Origin of the sequence: Paenibacillus sp. RU5M (assembly GCF_900221055.1) — a bacterium.
GTDB lineage: Bacteria > Bacillota > Bacilli > Paenibacillales > Paenibacillaceae > Paenibacillus > Paenibacillus marchantiae.
This window is the reverse complement of sequence record NZ_OBQM01000026.1, coordinates 1-23,339: the sequence shown is the minus strand read 5'-3', so window position 1 is coordinate 23,339 and position 23,339 is coordinate 1. Positions and strand designations below refer to the sequence as shown.

Below are 23,339 nucleotides of genomic sequence, written 5' to 3'. Positions count from 1 at the left end.
ACAGCCCTATTTAATTAGTTCAATAAAAAAGCCAAAGCTTCATCATATGTTTCCCATTGGAATTCGGTCTGATGCTGCGATTCTTTGGAAATCCGGTTCAGCTGCATTTTGGCAATCGCCCCGCCTACCGCTACACTCGCACGCTTCATGCCCCACTGTGCCAGCAGCTTCTGGTGCTCCACCATTTTCTCTTTTGTATCCTGAGGAAATGCCTTCATATTGCGCATGTCTACCAGCACATCAAATGAATTACCCAATTGCTCAGCTATTTTTTTTATCTCGGTATTGGTTTGTTCCACCTGTTCAGGAGAGACCATTCCTTCCCAAACTATTTCAATAATAGGTTTAGGTGAATCCAATCGTTTTACAGACATTTGGCAACTCCCTTACGATAAAATATTATGTACGATATAAGTCTATTGACCTATTAATTATACCCTCAATTTGCAGAGATGAAAACAAAGTTCACTATTTTATAATACTTATGAACTATGTCCTCCTAGCAGATACAATTTCAGGGAAACGTATGTTGATGAGCTAAATCGGAAATCAAACATAAAAAAGCCGCCCAGTCACGAGGAATCTGGACGGCTCTTAACGATGCCTAAAAACCAATCTTCAAGCTGCTACCCTCTGTGGCTATTCCTTCCGAGCGGTTGATGGGCAGCTTTTGTTCTGCAGAGAAGCCGAGCGTCTCGCCGTCATGCAGGGTTACATCGTTTTCAACAACATAAGTCGCAGTCATATACATCATTTCAAATACTTCACTTAACGGCTTTGCGGATTGAGTGATTTCCATCTCCTCTTTCCCGAAGTTGCGTAACCCATAAGTGTAGGCCGATGCGCCTTCAGGGCTTTGGAATAATCCGATGAAGATCCAGAGGGAGACGGGCAGCTCTTGTTCCTTAATTCCACGACTGATGTCCACGTACTGGCCTGCTTCCACCACAAGTGGCGCCATATATATAGCCAACGCATGGTCCAGCTGGAGCAAAGCACTCGCTGTTTGGGTGAACAGAATATGTGCCTGAATGGCGTCAGTTGCATTCAGTACAGAGACAATAATCTGAGATTGATGTCTTGAAGTGACTTGCACCGCTTCCCGCCACAGCACATTTAATTTAGCATTTTCCTCTACTTCGCGATCAGGGACAGGGGCATTAATGTGTGCACACACCACTTGCATTCCATCCACTTCGAAAAAAAGATTGCCTTCCTCCGGACGTTCGTCAATCTCAAAATTCCACTCGTTTTTCATCGTGCTAATGAAGTGATCAAAATTACAATCTTCGTGCTCCAGCAAAACAAATCCAACGATAGTTTCGCTATATGGAGCAGTATGTACGGCTCCACCTGCGGTGGAGTTTTCCTTTTTGCGGCGTCGAAGCTTGTCAAACAGTCCCATAAAACGTTCTCCTTTCCAGACCAATCACAGTGATTAGGCATAATCCGATGCCTTTATAACCATACCTTACCACATTGGAGCTTTTAATGAATCCCGGCATGGTAATGGCCATCAGGTGATCAGAGGAAAAGAACGAGAAGTAATGCAATAATCGCAGGCAGCCCTTGTTTGATAATGATGGACCGAGTAGCGGTTACACCTCCGTAGAGGGCGGCGATAATGACACATGCCAGGAAGAAGATCTGAATGTGCTGTCCGACGGATGCATCTGGATAAACGAGACCCCAGATCAAACCTGCGGCCAAAAATCCATTGTACAGACCTTGATTGGCTGCCAGGGACTTGGTGGATTCCGCTAGTTCAGGGGTAAGACCGAACGTTTTCATCGTGCGTGGACGGGTCCACAGGAACATCTCCATCACCATGATGTAGAAGTGCTCAATGGCTACAATAGCCACGAAAATGATACTAATCAAAAGAAACACCTTGCTTTCTTATATGTCATTTATTTACTTGTCCCACTCAGTATAAATGTTTGCCATCCGAACTGAAAGTATAAATTTAATTTTACACAAATTAATTGTGTAATTTGTTAATGGGTTCATGATTCTCGTTTAAAATGAAGCCGCGGATTAAGTACAAAGATAATCATACGCTGATTGTCGAAAATCCATTCATTGGGTAATAATGAACAATAAAGAAGTGAACTTACTCATGGAAAAGGGGGATTAGCGTGGGTGTGGGAACCGTTCAATTCGTCCTGCTGGCGGATGATCCATCAACGTTTGTTACACGAGTCGTACCTTTTATCGATATTGAGCTCGCTGGAATTCCGAGTGATCGGCATTACGGTCTGTTGCGCCCAGCGGACTCCCGCCAGAAAATATACAAACGGGGAACGCCAATCGCAAATCGTAGGCAAATCAGTATTGTCTCAGAAGAGGAATGTGCTCTCATAGCACAGAAGATGAATATTCCTGAAGTACGCCCGGAGTGGCTCGGTGCCAACATGCTGATCCGTGGCGTTGAAAAGTTGACGGAGCTTCCTGTCGGGACCCGACTTCTGTTCCCGGATGGAACCGGGCTGATCTGCGAAGGGGAGAATCTACCTTGTGTACACCCTGGAAAAATCATTGAGCAAGTCTACGAACAGGATGGTTTGCGCAAAAAGTTCGTGCCAGCCGCCCGCAAAAAACGCGGAATTGTCTGTTCAGTCGAGCGTGAAGGCATCATCCGTACCGGAGATACCATCGAAGTTATTCGCCTGTCCTGAGGTCTCAGGACAGGTTTTTGTATTACAGTCGAATCCGCTTGCTTCGACTGTAGTAAATCTCAGTTTATCCTCTGGATTGGACGTAATCTTCAGGGGTGCTGCCGATAATGGACTTGAAGTCTTTGATAAAATGCGACTGATCGTGATATCCAAGGTCCTGGGACAACTTAACCAGATCGCAATTCACACCCCGCTCCATCAGCTCAGCAGCATTTTGCAGGCGGTAGAGTTTGATCACCATTTTGGGGCTGATACCCACATACTGATTGAACAGGCGCTGGAGCTTTCTGGTGTGTATATTCCAGGAGGCAGATAAGTCATCGACTCTCAACATATCCCGATGCTGCCCAATATACAGCACAATTTGGCTAACCAGAATGGCTTGATCATCAGGAGGAGGAAGGTGTTTACAAAGTAGCTGATCCATATAACTGACTTTGTCCGCATCACTTCCGTCCCCGAGCAGACGTTCTTCGAGCAGTGGAGCATCGATACCAAGCACACCAGAGACATCCAAGGGGTTTTCATACAATGTGGATACGGGAGTACGAATGAATGGATAGAAGCCTCCAGGCTTAAACTTCACCCCAAACACGCTTCCTTTTCCACGGACAAGATAGGAGAATTTCTGTCCAGATGGACCGAAGAAAAAGGTGTTTCCCCGCTCTACCACCAGATTGACACAGGGATTCGGAACCACATGCTGCGGATATGGATCATGCCCGGTAAGATCCCAGGAGACGATCCAGAAATGCTTGACCAAAGAACTCAATGCTTCGGAAGGGGCATAACGTGTCAGGCAATATCTTTTGTCGCCCTCATTCAGATTCAGAAGACCCATACTGGGTCTGACAGCATGATCCGCATGTTTCATCTCGTCGATTCCTCCAGGTATCTCGTCAATTCTGCTTCGTTACGAACCATGCACAATTTATGTTGGTGAGGCTGCAAAAACGCCATGATTAGCGCCTTTTCCTTATGGTCATGTTGATAGCTCCATTTATACATCTTCCAGAGCATAGTGAAAGTCTGTCGGTAATTTCCTTGTTCCAGCCCGAGCTTCTGTACTGTGAAACGTTTGAGAATGCGCACATTCCTTTTCCACACGGGGTATTCAAATAGACGATAAGATCAGCCTGCTCGAAACTTCTTTCCACCCATTCATAGTGTACTCCTTCAATAATCCACTGATTGGAATAAACGGCTTTTTGCAGGAGTGTGTCCCGCTTCTCAGGGCTATTGCGAATATCCTGTCCTTTAGGTACACGGTGCCACACAATGTTGTCGAGCTCATAATAAGGAAGGTCTAACCTCGCGGATAAGAGGCGGGCCAATGTAGATTTGCCGCTGCCGACTGAGCCGATAATATGTATTTTGTTTGGCCTGAATTTGATCTTGGATTGTTCACCGATCATTCTGTAATCAGTCCCCCTTGATATTACCTTTGCTCTCTGAACAACAACGCCCGAACAGCGAAACGTGGCAAAATAAGTTGTCTGCGCCATCTGGAAGGCTGGCTGAGCAGTCGATAAAGCCATTCCAAGTTAAGCTTCTGCCATATGGCAGGTGCTCGTTTGGTTTTGCCGGCCAGAATATCCAGGCTTCCCCCGACTCCGATGGCTACACGAGCATTGAGTTGATGGCGATATTTGTTGATCCAGTGTTCAGCATTGGGTGCTCCTAGGGCCACAATAAGAAAATCAGGTTGTGCCTCTTGAATTTCTTCTACAATGCTTTGCTCCTCGTCCGTTGTGAAAAATCCATGATGTCTGCCACGCACAACGACTCCCGGATAGTTTTGCGCAATAACATCCACAGCCCTCTTACTGACACTTTCTTCTGCCCCGAACATATAAAAGGACCAATTCTTCCGGCTTCCTTCCTCCAACAAACGAAAAAGCAGATCACAACCTGTAACCCGTTCGGTCAATTGTCCACCCCGAAAGCGGGATACCATAACAATGCCCGCGCCGTCAGCGGTAACAATGCCTGCCTGATCTACGACTGAACGAAGCGCCTGATCCTTCTGGCAGGACATGACGATTTCCGGATTGCCTGTGATGACATGGAACAGTTCGGATTGTCTCTGATCGATTACATCACCAAGAATCGTAACCGTCTGATCCATAGTTATATTGGGAAATGGGATTCCCATAATATTTGTTGTTTGGTTCATATTTTAGTTCCTTTCTGGATGCTAACTATCCGTCCCCAGCTTGTATACATTTCCTGTTATTTCATTCCATTTTAGTATATCTGATCTCCTGGCAAAGCACTATATTTGTTGAAGTTTAGCACCGGATGAAAAGTCCGAATTATCAAGCTTCATGGCATCTAAAATCTTTTATTTTCGCTGTTGTCGTGTTTTTACAATACTTCGTTTGGGGTATAACGATAGGATAGTGTTGCAAGCAAGTGTCAGTTGTACCTTCAATACAACACATAAAGGGAGTGAGTTCATGGAATTGAAATATGAGTTCTATATTAATGCCGGACAGGAAGATGTGTGGAATGCCCTGATCTCGCCGGACGGTACACGGAGCAGCTTTTTTGGCAGCGAACTTCGTTCCAATTTCCAACCGGGCCAGCCGTTCGCCTATGTAGGGCCTGGGAATGATGGTGCAGAGACGGTTCATGTGTACGGTGATATTCTCGAATTCGAACCTTTATCCCTATTAAGTTACCTTGAGCATCCCGGACCTTCCTACCACGCCAATCACGCCGAGCTTCAATCCAGAGTAGTGTTCCAGCTCGAGAAGGTAGGGGAATGTACGAAGTTAACATTGATTAATGACCAATTTACGGACAACCACCCATCTTTTGAAAACGCACAGAGTAGCTGGTGGATGATATTGAGCAGTATCAAGACATGGGCAGAGACGGGCGAAACACTGAATTTTGGCTGGTAAAGGTCCGATAGCGAGAGATATATGAATGTAACATCATAACAATATGAAAAAAGCGCTGACAAGGCGTTTTTTTTCATGCTGTTTTCGCAAATGAATGAAAACCCTCTACATTTAATGTCTAATTATGTCGAAATATATAGAAATGACATTAGAGGAGAATCGCGATGTTTCGTAAACGTACCCAAAAGATCAAGCAAGCCCCTGCGGGCTCGCTTCAACCATTATTAGAATACAGCCGTAAACTGGTTAAAGACGCCGAGCAAGGGATATATAACAATCAGCTGGAATCAACCGAGGATTTGCAGGAAGCTGGTGAAATTGCACATAATATCAATAAAGCAGTACATATTCTGAAGAAGCAAAATGAAGCAGCGGAAATGCGCCTCAAAATGCTTAATCAGGCGTTGAATATTGGACTCTGGGAGTCCGAGATTGTTGCAGGAGATCCTCTGGATGGCAATAATATCATTGCTTTTTCCAATGAATTTCGTCAAATGTTAGGCTTCAGCAATACGAAGGATTATCCCGATGCTTTCGCAAGTTGGGCCAAATCCATCCATCCCGACGACAGACCCCAGTTGGTTCAGGAGATTACGAAAAACATTAATAAGTCTTCTGAGATGGCTGCATACAACGTAACGAGCCGAATGATAACGAAGAGTGGAGAGGTACGCTGGTTCCGGTGTCTTGGACAAGTTGTCAGAAATGACGAAGGCGTTCCGGTTAAACTTCTGGGAATCATGTTTGATATTCATGATGAGAAGAGAAAATCCGACGAGTTGGAAGCACTCGTTACCCGTTATGACCTGGTAAATCGTGCATTAGTGGAAGCACCGTGGGATATGACCGTTGTGGCCGGAGATGTGGTTAACCCGAATAATGAATTTTGGTGGTCACCACAGTTTCGCCGAGAGCTTGGGTTTACCGATGAGCAGGATTTCCCGAATGTGTTCAGCAGTTGGAGCAGCCGGCTTCACCCGGACGATCATGACCGGACGATCAATGAATTTGCCAAGCACATGAATGACTACAGTGGACGGACACCGTACGATCTTGATTACCGTCTGCAACGTAAGAATGGGGAATATCGCTGGTATCATGCAGGTGGCGAGACGGTTCGGGACGGTAACGGTGTACCACTCCGTGTAGCGGGAACCATTCGTGATGTGACACATGAGAAAAATAAGGAACAGATCGTTGAAGCGATGAATCAGAAAACAAAACTTTTATCCGAATCTATCGGTGAGATGGTGCGTGGAATTAATTCGATCACCGATCAGGCTCAGGAACTGGTTACTGCGCAAGAGTTATCCGCGGACGCGGCCATTCAGGTGAAGAGCAGTGCAGATGATACCCAAAACATTACAGCGTTTATTCGGGAAATTGCCAGCCAAACCAATTTACTGGGTCTGAATGCAGCAATCGAAGCAGCCAGAGCGGGAGAACTTGGTCTTGGTTTTGGAGTTGTGGCCGGGGAAGTGCGGAAGTTAGCTGACCATAGCTCGCAGGCAACCGTCAATATTGAAGATAGCATGCAGGCAATGAAGACGTTCATTGACCAGATTCTGGAGCACATTGGCAACATGTCCACACTGACGCAGAATCAGGCTGCCCTAACACAGCAGGTAAACGCCTCGATGGATGAGATTAATATGATGTCGCAGGATTTGGTGAACTACTCACGGAATTTGTAAGGTTGAAAAAGGTGTAACCCTTTCGATTTGTTGGATGATAAAATGAATTGCATAAGAAAAAACCACCGAGATGCATTTCTGCTCTCGGTGGTTTTGTATTCTCAACGAAACGATATATGCAATTCGATATGTTGAATTATACTTGTTGAACTTTGATCAAGTTGGTGTTACCGGATTGACCAATCGGTACGCCAGCGGACAATACGATGATGTCCCCTTTTTCGATATAACCAGTTTTGATTGCATTGCGTGTAGCAGACTCGAACATTTCATCGGTTGTTGTTACTTTGTCGCCCATAACCGGGATGACACCGGAGAGCAAGCAGATTTTAGCCAGTACTTCTTCATGCTGTGTAACCGCGATGATCGGTGCTTTCGGACGATATTTGGAGATCATACGCGCCGTAAATCCACTCTCTGTAGAAGTGATGATCGCTTTGGCATTCAGGACGAGGGAAGAGCTAACTGCTCCCTGACTGATAACTTCGGTAATATCAGCTACCTGTTGAGCGGATTTTTGGTTGAATTGTTCTTTGTAATCAATCATAGTTTCAGCACGGCGAGCAACAGCAGCCATCGTGCGCACGGATTGTACCGGATATTTACCTGCTGCCGATTCACCAGACAACATTACAACGTCTGCCCCTTGAAGAACAGCGTTAGCAACGTCACTAACTTCGGAACGAGTTGGACGCGGATTCACTTGCATGGACTCCAGCATGTGTGTTGCTACGATAACCGGTTTACCTGCACGGTTACATTTATCGATCATTTCTTTTTGCATCATAGGTACGTCTTCGATGGGTACTTCAACCCCGAGATCTCCACGCGCTACCATGATACCGTCAGATGCTTCAATGATATCGTCCAGGTTGGTCATACCTTCCTGGTTTTCAATTTTGGAGATAATTTGTACATGATCTACACCGCGTTCTTTCAGGATGCTGCGAATTTCACGAATGTCGTCGCCTTTACGAACAAAGGAAGCAGCGATGATTTCGATACCGTTTTCGATCCCGAATCCGATGTGCATAACGTCACGTTCCGTTACACCTGGCAAAGTCGTTTTGATTCCTGGCAAGTTAACCCCTTTACGTGGTTTCAGAATGCCGCCGCTGATGATTTTACAGTGAATATCTGATCCTTCCACGGACAGTACAGTCAGATCCACCAAACCATCATCGATGAGGATGCGATCGCCAGGTTTTACAACGAGGTTCAATTCCGGATAGTTTACCGAAATACGCTCAGCGTCACCAAGAATTTCTTCAGTAGTCAAGATAAGCTCTTTACCCGCTTGCAGATGGCAGGATGCTTCTTTTAGTTTGCCAATACGAACTTCCGGTCCCTTGATATCCATCATAATCGGTATATACGTATTCAATTCGGAAGCGGCTTTGCGGATATTGTTAATCCGTGCCACGTGATCTTCCAGCTCACCATGAGCCATGTTCAGACGGGCAACAGTCATCCCTTCCTGAATCATTACTTTTAACAATTCGATTGAGTCACAAGCAGGTCCCATAGTACAAATAATTTTTGTTTTCAACATGCTATTTTCCTCCTCATATGTTTGCTTATATGTGTATTGTAGCGTTTTCTGTCGAATCAGGGTATGAACTATAGTACAATGATTAGAATATAGTCCAATAATGAGGTGTGTTATGGTCACTCCATTAGAAGTACGACACATTAATGGTGTCGGTTGGTACGAAGAAGCGGTGCAGTCACAGGCGACTTGGCGATTGAGCTTGGTTACTTATGGAAAATGTGTATATTGGGTGAACGGAGAGAAGCAGATCATGGAGAAAGGTGAACTGCTGCTAATTCCCGCTGGCATTCCGTATTACGGCAAAAGTATTCCTACCGTAACCCACACGCAAATTGTAGTTCAATTACAGGGGGATCATGCACAAGGTTTGCCCGCGCTGGAACGGAGTGAGGCCTTGCGACATAAGCCTGGATGTTATGAACTGATTCATGAACGCATGAAAGCCATCCAACAACAATGGCAGGAACGTCCGTCTTATTATGTCATGATGAGCCAAGCCTTATTGATGGAAGTACTTATTTATATAAATAGGGAACTGGATCGCGGAGTTATTCCACCGGAGAGACATGTTCATGCGGAGCGGATGAAGCGATACATTGAGCGGCATTACCGGGAGAAAGTTACGAAAGAAGAGCTCGGGGACGAGATCCGTAAAACCCCAAATTACGCAGCCGCGTTATTTAAAAGCATGACGAATCAGACGATCAGCCAATATGTTCATGATCAACGAATGAAAAGGGCGGTGTATTTGCTTACCGAGTCACAACTCTCTATTCAGGAAATTGCAGAATTTCTCGGTTACCGTGATCTGTCTTATTTTTACCGGATATTCAAGCGTTTAATGGGAAGTCCTCCATCTGATTTGCTCCATGAACGTCCACCTATTGTATGAAAGACAGGGTCTTCATGGTCTCGTCTTGAATAGTTCTTACATTTAAACATCAAGCTGCAATCACGCAAAAAAAAGAGGGCCTCGGCCCTCTTTTTGGTCTCACGACAGTCGAATTACTCCTGCCGATGCAATATAAATCATATACTAAGCGTTGCTGCTTGTATTTGTAGCCGTGATTGGCTGCTTTGTTTTTTTGCTTGCCAGACCTGCGCGAACCGCAAATACATGCACAGCCCAGTACGCTGCTTCCGCGAACAGAATGCCGCCTGCTACATCCAGCAGCGAATGCTGCTTCACAAACACCGTCGAAGCAATGATCAGCCACAGCCATATCGACCAGGAGATTCGTGCCAGTGGTTTGAAGTTCAAATGGCGATTGATGATAATGAAGAGCAGATAACTTGTGAGACAGTGAATGCTTGGAAAACAGTTGAATGGAGCATCATTGGTATAAATAAATTGTACGAGCGCACTGCTTAGACCTGTTCCGATAGCTTCTGGTCGCGGCACGTAAGTAGGGAAGACCGCAAAAACGATATTGGCTGCGATTACCCCTACGTTATAGGTAATTATCATACGCCAGAATAGCGATTTGTTCGTTAGACCCAAATAGAGAAATCCAAGATACAGAATCGGCATCCAACTGACATAAGGATAAATAAATTCTTTGATAAAAGGAATCTGTGTATCAATCCAGGCATAATTGTAGAAGACATCACTTCCGGTGTTACTGCCCAACAAAACATAAATGGAACCTTGAAGCGGTATACATAAGATTGCCAGCAAATGTCCCCAGCGCAAAAATAATGCTTTCATAGTATCCCCCTGATTTTGTTCTTCATTTCGCAGCTTTCATCTTAACTCTTCATATATATGACGTTGCAGAAATGTCGTACCCCTGCACTGAATCATTCTATTATTACTATAATAGACATTTTAGCACTTGAGCCATACCTGATTGTAAGGTAAAAGCTGTAAGAGGAATTCTCTTTTTTGTTACTTTTATAGTTTTATCCAGAAAAGGATATCTGAATATCCAATAGATATGATACAACTAAATTGTCATATGAGTTCATGTGACAACCATTAAAAATGAAATGAGGCTGGTACAATCTATGAAAACCCCGCAATCCAAGCAAAATCAATCCTTTTCCGCGCGAAGGCCCGTGCTGACGGTAGTCATTATTGAACTGCTCCTTTTGCTGGTGGTTTTTGCGGCAGGGGCGGTCGCTACCGTGAAGCAACTGGACTACACATCACCCGTATTGATGTCGTTTACTCCAATTGCCCTCGTGCTCATTATTTATCTCACCCTGCGACGCAAATGGAGAGAGACTGGATTTCGCTCCATAAGAACCATCCCGGCAAGTCATGCAAAGTATTATATTCCACTACTCCTTGTACTGGGTACTCTTGCGCTGAAAGGATTTACTGAATTAACCTTGTCTAAGGTCGCCTTTTTTATCTTTTTCACCTTGCTTGTCGCTTTTGTGGAGGAAACCATTTATCGTGGACTAATCTTCAAAACTTTGCTTCGTAAGAGTGCGGTTGCGGCAGTTGTCACTTCAAGTGTTTTATTTTCTATCACTCATATCATGAATGCATTATCCGGTCAGAGTATGGCAGACACCCTTCTGCAACTGATCTATGCACTGCTGTTGGGAGCAGCGCTCGCGCTGTTAATGTTGAAAAACGGAAATATCGTGCCGCTGATTCTGTTTCATTTCATACATAATTTGATTCAATTTCTTGGGAACGACCGGCAAGATACCGGAACACTTCCCTACGATATCTTCATATTGGTTGTGTTGGTTGCTTATTGCGTATGGTTGACGTTTAGCGTTCGAACGAAGTCATCTTCTCCAGAGAGTAGTACACCGGGGAGTTCAATGGTTCATTAAACGGGCGTGATCAGTTGATGCATAACTCTGTTTACCGCCAGCCATGGGATCGTGGTATACTTCAGTCTGGCGGTATGACAGGCTTGTTCATAATCGGAGGCCCGTTCATCCGTACAATGCATAGATAAATAGGTGATATTGTGGAAAAGACAGCACAGGCAGTGGCGGAATGGATGGTACAGGAGATTAAATTCACCGGTACACTTCATCAGGAAGCTGCAATTGAATATGTAAAGTCCAATTTTGGTGAAGAATTTGTATTTGTGAATGAGAATGGTAATACTTCGTTATCAAAAGAAGTGAAGAAAGCATTCCGCAAGCTACATCGTGGGCAGATTGCATGGGATCGTGATGCTTTTATGTGGGCATGGACCTAGTGTGTTATCATGTAATGGATTGAGCTTTCATGGATGTGTTGGATATGCATGTCAAAATATTTTATAGAAAATGTATAAGTTGGTTCGGATCTGCATATCCTTTCATAAGACCGCAATGAGCGGCAGGGCAAGCGATAAACCCTGTTCCAGCGCGTGCGAATACATGTATTTCCAAAGCTGTTTGAAAAGAAAATACAAAGATTTGCTTTTTGGTGGAAACGGAGTTATAATAAAAACAAGTTGTAGAGAGTGGAAAACCTAATTCACATATTGTAAAGGGCGATCACTTATAGGTTATGACTGGTACCTTTTTCAATGTGTGAATTTTTATTTGCTTGCTGCAAAGAACAAAGGAACATGTTAATCTTTATTTGGAGGTGTAATTCACATGCAAAACGGAACAGTAAAATGGTTCAACGCTGATAAAGGCTTCGGTTTCATCGAAGTTGAAGGCGGAGAAGATGTATTCGTACACTTCAGCGCTATTACAGGCGAAGGCTTCAAAACGCTGGACGAAGGTCAACGCGTGCAATTTAAAATTGTACAAGGAAACCGTGGTCCTCAAGCAGAAGAAGTTGTAAAACTGTAATTAAAGCATAGCTGCCTTTAACATGTTATAATGGTAAAGGCAGCTTCTTTTTTTTGAGCAGTTATAATGAAAGTCGGCCCAATAGTTGTCGAGACAGAAGTCCGGACGGGACAAAACTTCCGCTAAGTAGTGGCTTCTGTGAAATAACGTCGGATTAGATGTTTTTCCATAACAAAGGGGGTAGAAGTCATGTATAATCGCAAAAAACCGTTGGAAGAGATTCCACAAGCTGATGCGGCAATCTGGGAATGTACGAGTGATACGTGCAAAGGATGGATGCGGGACAATTTTGCGTTTGATAACGTACCTACTTGTCCGATATGTGCTTCTGAGATGGTCAGCACGACTAGGATGCTACCATTGCTTGAGAATTCGAATAGTAATCTTAAAACGATGCCTAAAGGAAATCGGATTTAACATAGCTTACCCGCCTCTAACGAGGTGTTTTTTTTTAATTTGAACCTGACATCTTGTACAAAGGTAAGGGTATTAAATATGAAGTTCCCGGCATTCGTTTTGGCGAATGCCTTTTTTTATATCTTTTTTTCCAATATGTCGGATAATGAAATGGAAATATATCCAATTTACAATGTATTTATTTGAATCCAGGGTTTGTAGAATAGATAGTAATCACATTAATACGCAATAAATAAAACGTTTTCGGTAAAATTGTTAACGCTTACAGTTTGCCGATGACGTAATCGTATGTTCTCAGAGGAGGAAAAGCATTTTGATGAAATGGTTAAGTCTTTCACTGGTTGCTGCTTTAAGTGCGACTCTTGTTGGTAACGCTTTCGCGGAAAGTGTGGAACCGAGCTCGACTCAATCTCCACCATTGGCTACAAAAAAGCAGACTTATGATTGGGGAAGGGCCAAAGTAGTGGGTGGCGGCTTCGTTCCGGGCATTATCTATAATAAGGCAGAGAAAGACCTCGTATACGCACGCACGGATATTGGTGGTGCATATCGTTATGATGCTGAGAGTAAATCGTGGATTCAACTGCTTGATTTTGTTGGTTTTGATGAATGGAACATGTCGGGTGTGGAGAGCTTGGCTACAGATTCCGTTGATCCGGATCGCGTCTATATAGCAGCAGGTACATATACGAATGACTGGACAGATATGAACGGTGTGTTATTGCGTTCAACGGACAGAGGCGATACATGGCAGCGGACAGAGCTTCCATTCAAACTTGGCGGTAACATGCCTGGGCGCTCAATGGGTGAGCGTTTATCTATCGATCCGAACAACAACCGGGTGTTGTATCTGGGTGCTCGCAGCGGAAATGGACTATGGAAAAGCACGGATTACGGAGTGACCTGGAGCAAGGTAGACAGTTTTACAGCAGTCGGGAATGTAAAGGATGACTATAACGATATTGCAGGCGTAGCCTGGATTACCTTTGATCCAACTACAGGTTCGCGTGGCCATACGACTCAGACGATATACGTTGGAGTGGCAGATTCTGAGAAGAGCATCTATCGCAGTACGGATGGTGGGCAGACTTGGGCACCTATAGAGGGCCAACCTACGCAAGGTTTTGTTCCCCATCACGGTGTGCTCGCATCCGATGGCTCCTTATATGTCACTTACAATGAGTTTGTTGGACCATACAGCGGTGGTAAAGGTGCCGTGTGGAAACTGGATACGAAAACAGGGAAATGGACCGATATCAGTCCAACTGGTAATACAGATAACCCGTATGGTGGGCTTGCAGTGGACAGCAAAGATCCGAATACACTAATGGTCGCAACGATGAACAAATGGTGGCCAGATGACTTCATTTACCGCAGCACCGACGGCGGGAAGACATGGAAATCATTCTGGACACTGGATTATGCCAAAGACCCAAGTCGGGAAAATCATTTTACTATCGATTATTCTCTATCTCCTTGGCTGGATTGGGGCGAGAAAAAGGAGTTGCCTGAAACTTCACCTAAATTGGGATGGATGATTGGCGACTTGGAGATTGATCCGTTTGATTCGAATAAAATCCTATATGGTACAGGCGCAACGTTGTACGGTTCGGATAACGTAACAGCCCTAGACCGAGATGAAACGGTGAAAATTTCCGTCAAAGCTGATGGTATTGAAGAGACGGCCATACTTGGTCTTATCAGCCCGCCATCGGGGGCGCCTCTTCTGAGTGCGATGGGTGACATTGGTGGATTCCGTCATGCTGACCTGGATAAGGCGCCGGAGATGATTACAAATCCGTATCTCGGAACCAGTACGGATATTGATTATGCAGAGTTGAACCCGAATCTGGTTGTACGTGTAGGTAACGCGGAAGGAAAGGCTGCTCGAATGGGAATTTCCACGAATAACGGCGTAACTTGGAAGCCTGCTTCGAATGCCTGGATCTCTTCCGATGAAGATAAGACAGAGGGTGGACATGCGGCCTTTAGCGCTGACGGGAAATCGATTCTATGGAGTCCTGTCAGCAAAGCTGAAGGAGAAGCAAGACCGGTGAGTATTTCGACCGATCAGGGTGCGACCTGGAAAGCTTCGAAAGGTATTCCGGAAGGTGCACGTGTCTCGGCTGACCGTGTGAATGGATCTGTTTTCTACGGATTCTCGAATGGGGCCTTTTATGTGAGTCGTGATGGTGGCGTTACGTTTGAGAAAACGACCGCAACTGGACTGCCTGTTGCCTTAACGAGTAACTTCAAAGCTGTACCGGGTTCAGAGGGTGAGATCTGGCTGGCTGCGGCAAAAGATAACAAGAAACTCGATAGTATGTATGGTCTGTTCCATTCCGTAGACTATGGTCAAACCTTCACCAAGCTGGCTAATGTGGAAGAAGCAGCCACGATAGGTCTGGGTAAAGCGGCGGAAGGGCAAGAGCATATGGCATTGTATTCCTACGCCAAAGTAGAAGGAACGTATGGGATTTTCCGTTCGGACGATAACGGTTCTTCCTGGATTAGAATTAATGATGATCAGCATCAGTATGGTTCAGCCAATGTAACGATTACAGGTGATTCGAGAGTGTACGGACGTGTGTATGTGGGAACCAATGGTTATGGAATTGTAACAGGGAATCCAGCAGGCGCCGAGGGCGGAAATGTCGATCCTGAGCAAGAATCAGGTGCAGGGTCATCTACAACAGCTCTTCCATTCACTGATCTGGATGGACTGCCTCAAGATGTACAGGATAAGCTGGTTGCTTTGCGTAAAGACGGAATTATTGACGGCAAAGTGGGTGGTATTTTTGCTCCTTATGCAGGTGTATCACGTGCCGAGTTTGTGAAAATGCTGTCTGGTGTCCTTTCGACTGTATCCGAATTGCCGGAAGCAAAGGAATCGAAATATGCAGATGTAAAAGCGGGAAGTTGGTATGTGGGTTATGTAGCAGCGTTGGAAAAGATGGGTGTTCTTGTTCCTACAGCTCAAGACAAATTCAGACCATCTGCTCTGATTACCGAGAAAGAAACGAATGAACTGCTGGCAAGCACATTGAAAGTGCTGAAAGCGGATCTGGACACGAAGGACCAGGGGCTGGTTTCTTATCTGGCAGAAGATTATAGCGCGGATGAAGTGTTGGGTGTAAGCCGGGGTAAAGCATCCGTAGTGTTATATAACCTGCAACAGTGGCTGCAGGAGAAACTTTAAGTGTGATAAATGAAAAACGAAGAACCTTCTCGCATGAAGCGAGAAGGTTCTTTGTTTGTTTGGAGAGTTTAGATGAACAGGAATGGCAGCAGAAAAAGTGTTGCTACCAGAGCCAGATCGATTCCTGCTCCAGCTCCATAGCCGTAACCACCGTAACCACCACCATATCCTCCATAACCATATGGACCGTAGGCCGAAGATTTAACTTTCTTTGTTGCAACAGCGTTTTTCTTGCTGCTTTTTACAAGTTGCTGTTTGGATTTGACTGAACACAGTCGTGGTCCTTCGAAGCATCCGTTCAAATAAACTTTGCCATCACGACATTGACTAAGCGTACCATACATATGCTTACCGTCGTTCATAACGAGACAAACGGAACGTCCAACGTGCGGAGAAACCGTTTCTTCACATACCGGATTAATTCTGTACATGCAAATCCCCCTCATTAGGTGCGGTTGCCGCTTGAATTCAACGGTTTGTATATCATAGTAAAAAAAAGAACGATTGGTATGGACGAGTACCCGGATATTAGATGGGGAGGAGCCGTTTTTATATCTGCTCCATACACTGGAGGGAGTAAAAGGGAGGGGAGCTCATGGATTATCATGATTTGCTGGCCCGGCTTGGAGAAGGGAGTGCCCATCCGGGAGGGTTTACAGCAACGATGCAACTGTGGGATACGCTGTCTCTGCCTGCGCATAGTAAGGTGCTTGAGGTGGGGTGTGGTACAGGGAGGACGGCTTGTTATCTGGCTCGAAACGGTTATCGGGTAACTGCGGTGGATCTTAATCGGCAGATGTTGGAGAAAGCGGTGCGACGCGCAAGACGGGAGCGCTTAGATATTCGTTTTATTCAGGCAGATGTGAAATCCTTGCCTTTTCCGGATCATTATTTTGATGTGGTATTTGTGGAGTCTGTCACTATCTTCACCCAATGGCGAAGTACCCTTACGGAATATAAGCGAGTGTTGAAGCCAGGGGGTCTCTTCATTGATCGGGAGATGGTGTTATCCGGAAGGAAGACAGAGGTGATGAGCCGAAGGCTGAAACAATTTTATGGAATAAGGACACTGGCAACCATGACTACATGGAAGAAACGTCTCAGACAGTGTGGATTTACTGAAGTCTTGGTCAAGGAACAGTCTCGTTCTATGGGAAAATGGGGCGTGGATCATGATCCTCATCGGGAGATGGATATGAGCTTGTTTGAGGATGAGCAAGTGCAGCGCATGGGTCGCACCAATGATCGTTTGCTTGCGAGATACGGAAAAAGACTGGGTTATGCGGTTTTTGAAGCAAAGTCATCAATGGATAGCGATAATAAACAGAAAGAGTAGGATTACTTTTTGGCGTAGAGGCTAGTCCAATAACGAATGTGAAAAAAATAGGCTGATGCCAAATCTGGCATCTAAAAAAGCAACCCACTTTAAAGTGGATTGCTTTTTCTTTGTTTTGGGACTCTCAATCCAATCCAGTAAGTGATGAAAATAGTTCACGCCAGAGTTTGGTTAAAAGCATTACAGCATATCGTTGTCGATAATACGCCAGTGATGCTTCAGTAGAGCTTCCAGTTGCGGTTTATCTTTGGCTCGAAAAGCGCTTACGATTTGGCGATGTTCTTCATTTACTTCATTAAGTACACTGGATAGCTTCGGCTTGTTGTCGCTAACATACGACTGGCGAATAAAGCTGTTTTTTAACGTGTTTAACATTTCGATGACAGTGGCGTTACCGCAGCTCTGGATGTACAGGTTATGAAATTGATATTGACTCTTACTGTAAGCAGCCAGATCGAGCTGGGTAATATCTTCATCCATTCGTGCAACAAGGGCTTCCATCTCCAGGAACTCAGACGGTTTGAGGTGGTCTACTGCAAGTGTAGCAGCAAGTGCCTCAAGCGCACCGATGGCTTGCGAGAATTCGAGTTTTTTGCCAGCGTCAAAAGGAGCGACGATAAATCCCCTGCGTGGGATATATTGCAGGAGGTTGTCAGAAGTGAGTTGAAATAAGGCTTCCCGAGTAGGTGTGCGGCTGATGTCCAGCTTTTTGCAAATCTCCGCTTCATTAATCTTCTGATTGGGGAGCAGTGTCCCGTCTTGAATTTTCTGTGCGATATAATCGTAAACGTGATCTTTCAAGGACCGGTATTTGGGTGCCTCCATACCGAATCCCCCCTTCTGTATATAGTGATGATTGGATGTGTGAGGGTGTGAGCCCTGTAATGGTGCGCCGTTCGGGAGTTTCAAGTTTTTATCATCTTAACACCGAGGGGGGAGTTGGGCAAGCAATCTTAATGATCTAAAATGGTGTTAGTTCCATGTTAAATAAATTACGTATTATGAAATTATAGCGTATAAATGTGTTAAATTCATTGCCATACAACTGATTGTTTGTTAGTATTACTTACATTAAAGCCCATATATTGTCTTGTGTATATTGTATACAAGTTATATGCCTTTATCATTCCAAAACAGAACAGGGGTATGTTGAGTGAAAAGAGTGCTTTTGCCAATGATGCTGTTGTTAATGGTGGTAATCATGTCGGCTTGTGGGCAGGAACAAACGACGGGGGCCGGATCGGAACCTTCTCCATCCTCGGAGAGTGGTGGCGCAGAGAAGAAAGTAATCGTACTTGGCACCAGTGCAGACTACGCACCTTATGAATTTCACAAAAGCATTAATGGCAAAGACACTATTGTTGGTTTTGACATTGAGATTGCCAAGGCGATTGCTGCGGACATGGGAGCTGAGCTGAAGATTGAGGATATGGATTTTGATGGTTTGCTTATGGCGCTCAGCACGGACAAGGTTGATTTTGTGATATCAGGTTTAACACCTACAGAAGAGCGAAAGAAGAACGTTGATTTTACGGATATCTACTACTATGCAGAACAGGCTGTACTCGTTAGAGCTGACGAAGGCGAATCGATAGCCTCACTGGATAATTTGTCGGGTAAGCAGGTGGGTGTGCAGAAAAGCTCCATTCAGGAAGGCATTGCTCAGGACATTCAAGGCGCCAAACTTACTTCTCTTGCCAAAATTCCCGAATTGATTCTTGAATTGCAGACCGGGCGGGTAGATGCGCTTATTCTGGAAAAGCCGGTTGCGCAGCAGTATGTAAAGAACCAGGAGGGGTTGGTTGTAGCAAACGTGAAGATTGAGCAGGCAGAGGATGAAGGAGGATCGGCTATCGCCGTGAAAAAAGGCAACAAGGAGCTCGTTGATCAGATCAACAGTACGCTGGAGAAGCTCAAAACGGGCGGAGATATCGAACGCTTCGTCGTAGAAGCGAATGAGATGTTAGGCGAATAAACCGGGCGAGTGAGGGATATGCCGTGAATTTAGATTTCTCCTTTCTATCGGAACATTGGCAGGACTATGTGCGTAGCGCGTGGGTAACATTGGAGCTTTCCTTCTTTGGGGTGTTGTTTGGCACATTACTGGGGGTTATGGTGGCACTGCTGCGTATATCACGAGTGTGGCCTATCAAATTCGTAGCAACGGCGTATATCGAACTCATCCGCGGTACACCGATGTTGGTACAAATTCTCATTATTCATTATGGTCTGACCGTAATCGGTGTGAACCTATCCGCATTTATGTCGGGGGTGGTCGCGTTGACTATGAACAGTTCGGCATACATGGCAGAGGTGTTCAGGGCTGGCATTCAGGCAATCGATAAAGGACAGACTGAAGCTTCGCGTTCTCTTGGGATGTCTCATGGCATGACGCTTCGCTACATTATACTGCCGCAGGCCTTTCGTAACATGCTTCCAGCTATCGGCAATGAATTCATTATTATCATTAAAGATTCCTCGCTTGTTTCCATGATCGGGATTGCTGAGATTATCTATACAGCCAGAGCCGTTCAGGGGGTTACCTTCCAACCACTTGCCCCGCTCCTTGTTGCTGCTGCCCTCTATTTTGTAATTACATTTACGTTGGCCAACCTGCTCACCTGGCTGGAACGCAGACTTTCCATATCATCCCGATAACGTGCATACGGATTCTACGAGTTAGTGGAATTAGGTGATAGCGGAAAAAGTGAGCAGGAGTCGTAAATGGTCGTGGCGAAGCATACATTGATATTGTATTTTGTATACAATATAATCAAAGAGGGGTGCTGGGAGTATATGTCAGATTCAAAAATGTTAATGGATTGGTCGGAACGTTACGCTGCACCTAATTATCATCCGCTCCCGATCGTTATTGAGCAGGCGGAGGGAGTATGGGTCGAAGATCCGGAAGGTCACCGTTATATGGATATGTTAAGTGCATATTCGGCATTAAATCATGGGCACAGACATCCAGCGATTATTCAGGCACTGAAGGATCAGGCAGATCGGGTAACATTAACATCACGGGCATTTCACAGCAGTGCGGCATCACTTTTCTATCAGAAGCTCTCGCAATTTACGGGCAAACCCAAAATTCTGGCCATGAACACGGGAGCTGAAGCGGTTGAAACGGCCGTGAAAGCAGTGCGAAGATGGGCATATCGATGCAAGGGTGTACCGGAAAATCAAGCTGAAATCATCGTATGCTCCGGAAATTTTCATGGAAGAACACTGACGGTCACCTCTTTCTCATCTTCAGAAGAGTACAAAACAGACTTTGGACCGTTTACACCCGGATTCAAAATCATTCCTTATGGTGACATTGAAGCGCTTAAGCTTGCGATTACACCAAACACGGCCGCTTTTCTCGTGGAACCCATTCAGGGGGAAGCCGGTATTGTCATCCCACCTGAAGGATATCTTGCTGAAGCCTTTACACTGTGTAAACAGCATAGGGTGTTGACCGTGGCGGATGAGATTCAGACCGGATTCGGACGAACGGGACGGCGATTTGCCTCTGATTGGGAGGGGGTTGAGCCTGATATCTGGATTATGGGTAAGGCACTGGGCGGGGGAGTAATGCCTATCTCGGCTATTGCTGCTAATGCAGAAATACTGGATTTGTTTGAACCGGGTTCTCATGGCTCCACATTCGGGGGGAACCCACTCGCTTGTGCCGTGGCTGTCGCAGCACTGGAAGTTCTGGAAGATGAGAAGCTTGCAGAGCGCTCGGAGCGTCTGGGGAATTATTTTATGAAACAGCTTCAGGTAGTTCGCAGTTCAGCTGTGTGTGAGATTCGAGGTAGAGGATTGTTCATCGGTGTTGATCTGCATGTACCTGCACGTCCTTATTGTGAGAAATTAATGTCTGTTGGACTGCTCTGTAAAGAAACTCATGAGACAACGATCCGTTTTGCACCGCCACTTACCATTACAGAGGTTGAGATCGATTGGGCGTTGGAGCGAATTACTCAGGTGTTGGGTGATTGATAAATATTTCATTCTTTGATTACTTCATATAAGCAGCGAAGGAGCTGACCTACATGGAAAACAATGATATTGAATCTGCAGGAACGCTGAATGCTTCTAATGAAACGAGCCAATTCCTTTTACGTCATCATGACGTTGCTATCATTAAAGTTCCTTTTGGATTAGGTGGGGCGCGAGGTGGTGCTGAGCTAGGTCCGGATGAACTCATTACTGCAGGATTGAAACGTGAAATTGCAAGCCTTGGGTTAAATGTATCAAAAGAGATCCGTGTAGATTGTCCCTCAGAGTCTGTTACTCCAATCGAACGCAACCGTGTGAAATATTTATCCGAGGTTAGACAGGTGAGTGAGCGAGTGTGCAATGAAGTGTCTGAGGCGATAGCGGGAGGTTCTTTTCCACTTGTTCTGGGTGGCGATCACAGTGTAGCCATAGGTTCTCTTGCTGGGGTGTCTGCGCATTATTCCAAACTGGGTGTGATCTGGTTTGATGCCCATGCGGATTTGAACACAGAAGAGCGTAGTCTGTCTGGAAATATGCATGGGATGAGTGTTGCTGCCGCTTTGGGGCATTCTGCATTTAACTTCTCTCATATACCGGGTGCTGGGCCGTTCGTTAATCCTTCCAATCTGGTCTACATTGGCTTACGTGATCTGGATGTGTATGAGAAGGAACAGATCCGAGCGCTTGGCATCAAGAGCTTTACAATGCATGATATTGACCGGATAGGGATACAACAGGTTGTTGAACAGGCGCTGGCTGTAGTCGGGGAAGGAACAGATGGTATTCATATTAGCTTTGATATGGATTGTCTTGATCCGCGTGAGGCTCCGGGTGTGGGTACGCCTGTACCAGGGGGATTGAATTACCGTGAAGCTCATTTCGCACTGGAGCTGCTCGCTTCTACCAACCGAGTCACGTCCATGGATCTGGTGGAAGTTAATCCGCTATTTGATCAGAATAGGCATACGGCCCGCCTTGGAGTAGAACTGATTGCTTCATTGCTGGGTAAACGGATCTTATAACGGTTGTATAGATATTTCTTGTTCGGATGAATTCATGCTTATATAGAAGGTAAGGTCTAATCATATAATGTAAGGTTATATAAGAGCCAGGGTCAGACTCATCCATACGATCTTCAACGGAGTGAAGATAGGTATGAGTACTTCCCTGGCTAATGGTTGTTGGGTGCACTTCTTTACTTCTGAACGGATGGAGGGTGAAGTTAGCTTTATAGAGTAATAATGTTTGGTTAGCTTGGCTTTCTTTTTACCTAAGGAGCCTTGGGTAAATATACGAGGGCTCTACTATAGAAGAAGGAGATTGTAGATTATCTGATGGAGAATGTGGTTCTAAGTTTTTGAAAATAAAGCTTGCGTTCATAATCTGTACATGGTATATTCTAATTCCGGCCAAGAAAACACGAGAAACACGGTGCGGCAAGCGAATGAAATAAGCTTCGAAAGAAACTTAAAAAAAGAGCTTGCAAAGTTGGTTCGGATGTGATAAGATATAAAAGTTGCTGAGATGAACAACACGCGGCAATGAAACAAGTTTGATCTTTGAAAACTGAACAACGAGTGAGTAACGATCTTGCTTGCAAGATCGACGCTGAGAAATCGGTACAAGTCTTCGGGCTGTATGATTTCAAAGCAAAATAAATGAGATTTTTAATCTCGTCAGTTTCAAAATGAGCTTATCGCTCTTTTCAATACTTTATTGGAGAGTTTGATCCTGGCTCAGGACGAACGCTGGCGGCATGCCTAATACATGCAAGTCGAGCGGACTTGAAGAGAAGCTTGCTTCTC

The 23,339-nt window shown here is 45.1% G+C and carries 24 protein-coding genes and 1 rRNA gene; 15 read left to right on the top strand and 10 right to left on the bottom strand.

The features are described from left to right. Positions 1-14: 14 nt before the first annotated feature. The 3 genes from CRO25_RS32795 to CRO25_RS32785 all read right to left on the bottom strand — a co-directional run bounded on the left by CRO25_RS32795 (position 15) and on the right by CRO25_RS32785 (position 1,881). Positions 15-374 (bottom strand): STAS/SEC14 domain-containing protein, encoded by a 360-nt coding sequence (locus tag CRO25_RS32795; RefSeq protein WP_064642872.1) that lies wholly within the window; start codon positions 372-374, stop codon positions 15-17. A gap of 230 nt (positions 375-604) precedes the next feature. Further along, complete coding sequence (locus tag CRO25_RS32790; RefSeq protein WP_079697752.1) at positions 605-1,405, bottom strand: DUF4261 domain-containing protein; 801 nt, start codon at positions 1,403-1,405, stop codon at positions 605-607. 119 nt (positions 1,406-1,524) lie between these two features. Next, positions 1,525-1,881, bottom strand: a complete 357-nt coding sequence (locus tag CRO25_RS32785) for a DUF1304 domain-containing protein (protein ID WP_162842469.1) — start codon at positions 1,879-1,881, stop codon at positions 1,525-1,527. Between the two features lie 263 nt (positions 1,882-2,144). On the opposite strand from CRO25_RS32785, the gene CRO25_RS32780 reads away from it, so the two are divergent. Then, a complete protein-coding gene (locus tag CRO25_RS32780) occupies positions 2,145-2,678 on the top strand; it encodes an MOSC domain-containing protein (protein WP_079697762.1) in 534 nt (177 codons plus the stop codon). A 64-nt stretch (positions 2,679-2,742) separates the two neighbouring features. On the opposite strand, the gene CRO25_RS32775 is transcribed toward CRO25_RS32780, so the two are convergent. The 3 genes from CRO25_RS32775 to CRO25_RS32765 all read right to left on the bottom strand — a co-directional run bounded on the left by CRO25_RS32775 (position 2,743) and on the right by CRO25_RS32765 (position 4,854). Further along, positions 2,743-3,552 carry a helix-turn-helix domain-containing protein gene (locus CRO25_RS32775; RefSeq protein WP_079697750.1) on the bottom strand — a complete coding sequence of 270 codons (810 nt, stop codon included), beginning with the start codon at positions 3,550-3,552 and terminating at the stop codon, positions 2,743-2,745. 88 nt (positions 3,553-3,640) lie between these two features. Continuing rightward, positions 3,641-4,093, bottom strand: a complete 453-nt coding sequence (locus CRO25_RS32770) for a hypothetical protein (protein WP_256863809.1) — start codon at positions 4,091-4,093, stop codon at positions 3,641-3,643. Between the two features lie 23 nt (positions 4,094-4,116). Beyond that, positions 4,117-4,854, bottom strand: a complete 738-nt coding sequence (locus CRO25_RS32765) for a WecB/TagA/CpsF family glycosyltransferase (protein WP_063568144.1) — start codon at positions 4,852-4,854, stop codon at positions 4,117-4,119. 283 nt (positions 4,855-5,137) lie between these two features. Here CRO25_RS32765 and CRO25_RS32760 point away from each other — a divergent pair, with 283 nt between their 5' ends. Both CRO25_RS32760 and CRO25_RS32755 read left to right on the top strand, forming a co-directional pair. After that, positions 5,138-5,587, top strand: a complete 450-nt coding sequence (locus CRO25_RS32760) for an SRPBCC family protein (protein WP_072735869.1) — start codon at positions 5,138-5,140, stop codon at positions 5,585-5,587. 164 nt (positions 5,588-5,751) lie between these two features. Next, complete coding sequence (locus CRO25_RS32755) at positions 5,752-7,281, top strand: PAS domain-containing methyl-accepting chemotaxis protein (protein ID WP_079697749.1); 1,530 nt, start codon at positions 5,752-5,754, stop codon at positions 7,279-7,281. Positions 7,282-7,417: 136 nt separating this feature from the next. Here the strand turns inward: CRO25_RS32755 and pyk are convergent, their stop codons facing one another. Continuing rightward, the gene (gene pyk / locus CRO25_RS32750; RefSeq protein WP_064642858.1) at positions 7,418-8,833 is read right to left on the bottom strand and encodes a pyruvate kinase; all 1,416 of its coding nucleotides are present in this window, start codon (positions 8,831-8,833) and stop codon (positions 7,418-7,420) included. Positions 8,834-8,945: 112 nt separating this feature from the next. Between pyk and CRO25_RS32745 the strand changes: the two genes are divergently transcribed. Then, on the top strand, positions 8,946-9,725 hold the full coding sequence (locus CRO25_RS32745) for an AraC family transcriptional regulator (RefSeq protein WP_063568140.1): 780 nt from the start codon (positions 8,946-8,948) through the stop codon (positions 9,723-9,725). A 144-nt stretch (positions 9,726-9,869) separates the two neighbouring features. Here CRO25_RS32745 and CRO25_RS32740 read toward each other — a convergent pair whose 3' ends face one another. Next, the gene (locus tag CRO25_RS32740) at positions 9,870-10,541 is read right to left on the bottom strand and encodes a phosphatase PAP2 family protein (protein WP_063568139.1); all 672 of its coding nucleotides are present in this window, start codon (positions 10,539-10,541) and stop codon (positions 9,870-9,872) included. A 299-nt stretch (positions 10,542-10,840) separates the two neighbouring features. On the opposite strand from CRO25_RS32740, the gene CRO25_RS32735 reads away from it, so the two are divergent. From CRO25_RS32735 to CRO25_RS32715, 5 genes are all read left to right on the top strand, one after another. Beyond that, positions 10,841-11,626, top strand: coding sequence for a CPBP family intramembrane glutamic endopeptidase (locus CRO25_RS32735; RefSeq protein ID WP_079697748.1), 786 nt, complete (start codon positions 10,841-10,843; stop codon positions 11,624-11,626). Positions 11,627-11,766: 140 nt separating this feature from the next. Then, positions 11,767-12,003, top strand: coding sequence for a hypothetical protein (locus tag CRO25_RS32730; RefSeq protein WP_063568137.1), 237 nt, complete (start codon positions 11,767-11,769; stop codon positions 12,001-12,003). Between the two features lie 388 nt (positions 12,004-12,391). After that, positions 12,392-12,592, top strand: coding sequence for a cold-shock protein (locus CRO25_RS32725; RefSeq protein WP_024633772.1), 201 nt, complete (start codon positions 12,392-12,394; stop codon positions 12,590-12,592). Positions 12,593-12,781: 189 nt separating this feature from the next. After that, positions 12,782-13,009: a cold-shock protein gene (locus tag CRO25_RS32720; protein ID WP_017691121.1), complete on the top strand. Its 228-nt coding sequence runs from the start codon at positions 12,782-12,784 to the stop codon at positions 13,007-13,009. Between the two features lie 316 nt (positions 13,010-13,325). Then, the gene (locus CRO25_RS32715; RefSeq protein WP_079697747.1) at positions 13,326-16,208 is read left to right on the top strand and encodes an S-layer homology domain-containing protein; all 2,883 of its coding nucleotides are present in this window, start codon (positions 13,326-13,328) and stop codon (positions 16,206-16,208) included. A 68-nt stretch (positions 16,209-16,276) separates the two neighbouring features. Here the strand turns inward: CRO25_RS32715 and CRO25_RS32710 are convergent, their stop codons facing one another. Beyond that, on the bottom strand, positions 16,277-16,639 hold the full coding sequence (locus CRO25_RS32710) for a hypothetical protein (protein ID WP_063568136.1): 363 nt from the start codon (positions 16,637-16,639) through the stop codon (positions 16,277-16,279). Between the two features lie 164 nt (positions 16,640-16,803). Between CRO25_RS32710 and CRO25_RS32705 the strand changes: the two genes are divergently transcribed. Next, positions 16,804-17,544 (top strand): class I SAM-dependent methyltransferase, encoded by a 741-nt coding sequence (locus CRO25_RS32705; protein ID WP_079697746.1) that lies wholly within the window; start codon positions 16,804-16,806, stop codon positions 17,542-17,544. 180 nt (positions 17,545-17,724) lie between these two features. Here the strand turns inward: CRO25_RS32705 and CRO25_RS32700 are convergent, their stop codons facing one another. Next, positions 17,725-18,369, bottom strand: a complete 645-nt coding sequence (locus CRO25_RS32700; protein WP_079697745.1) for a GntR family transcriptional regulator — start codon at positions 18,367-18,369, stop codon at positions 17,725-17,727. Between the two features lie 328 nt (positions 18,370-18,697). On the opposite strand from CRO25_RS32700, the gene CRO25_RS32695 reads away from it, so the two are divergent. From CRO25_RS32695 to CRO25_RS32675, 5 genes are all read left to right on the top strand, one after another. Continuing rightward, complete coding sequence (locus tag CRO25_RS32695; RefSeq protein ID WP_079697744.1) at positions 18,698-19,519, top strand: transporter substrate-binding domain-containing protein; 822 nt, start codon at positions 18,698-18,700, stop codon at positions 19,517-19,519. A gap of 23 nt (positions 19,520-19,542) precedes the next feature. Continuing rightward, positions 19,543-20,202, top strand: coding sequence for an amino acid ABC transporter permease (locus tag CRO25_RS32690; protein ID WP_079697743.1), 660 nt, complete (start codon positions 19,543-19,545; stop codon positions 20,200-20,202). A 138-nt stretch (positions 20,203-20,340) separates the two neighbouring features. After that, complete coding sequence (locus CRO25_RS32685) at positions 20,341-21,534, top strand: ornithine--oxo-acid transaminase (protein ID WP_079697761.1); 1,194 nt, start codon at positions 20,341-20,343, stop codon at positions 21,532-21,534. A gap of 53 nt (positions 21,535-21,587) precedes the next feature. Continuing rightward, positions 21,588-22,556, top strand: coding sequence for an arginase (gene rocF, locus CRO25_RS32680; protein WP_079697742.1), 969 nt, complete (start codon positions 21,588-21,590; stop codon positions 22,554-22,556). A gap of 691 nt (positions 22,557-23,247) precedes the next feature. Beyond that, positions 23,248-23,339 (top strand): 16S ribosomal RNA (locus CRO25_RS32675); the annotation flags it as partial.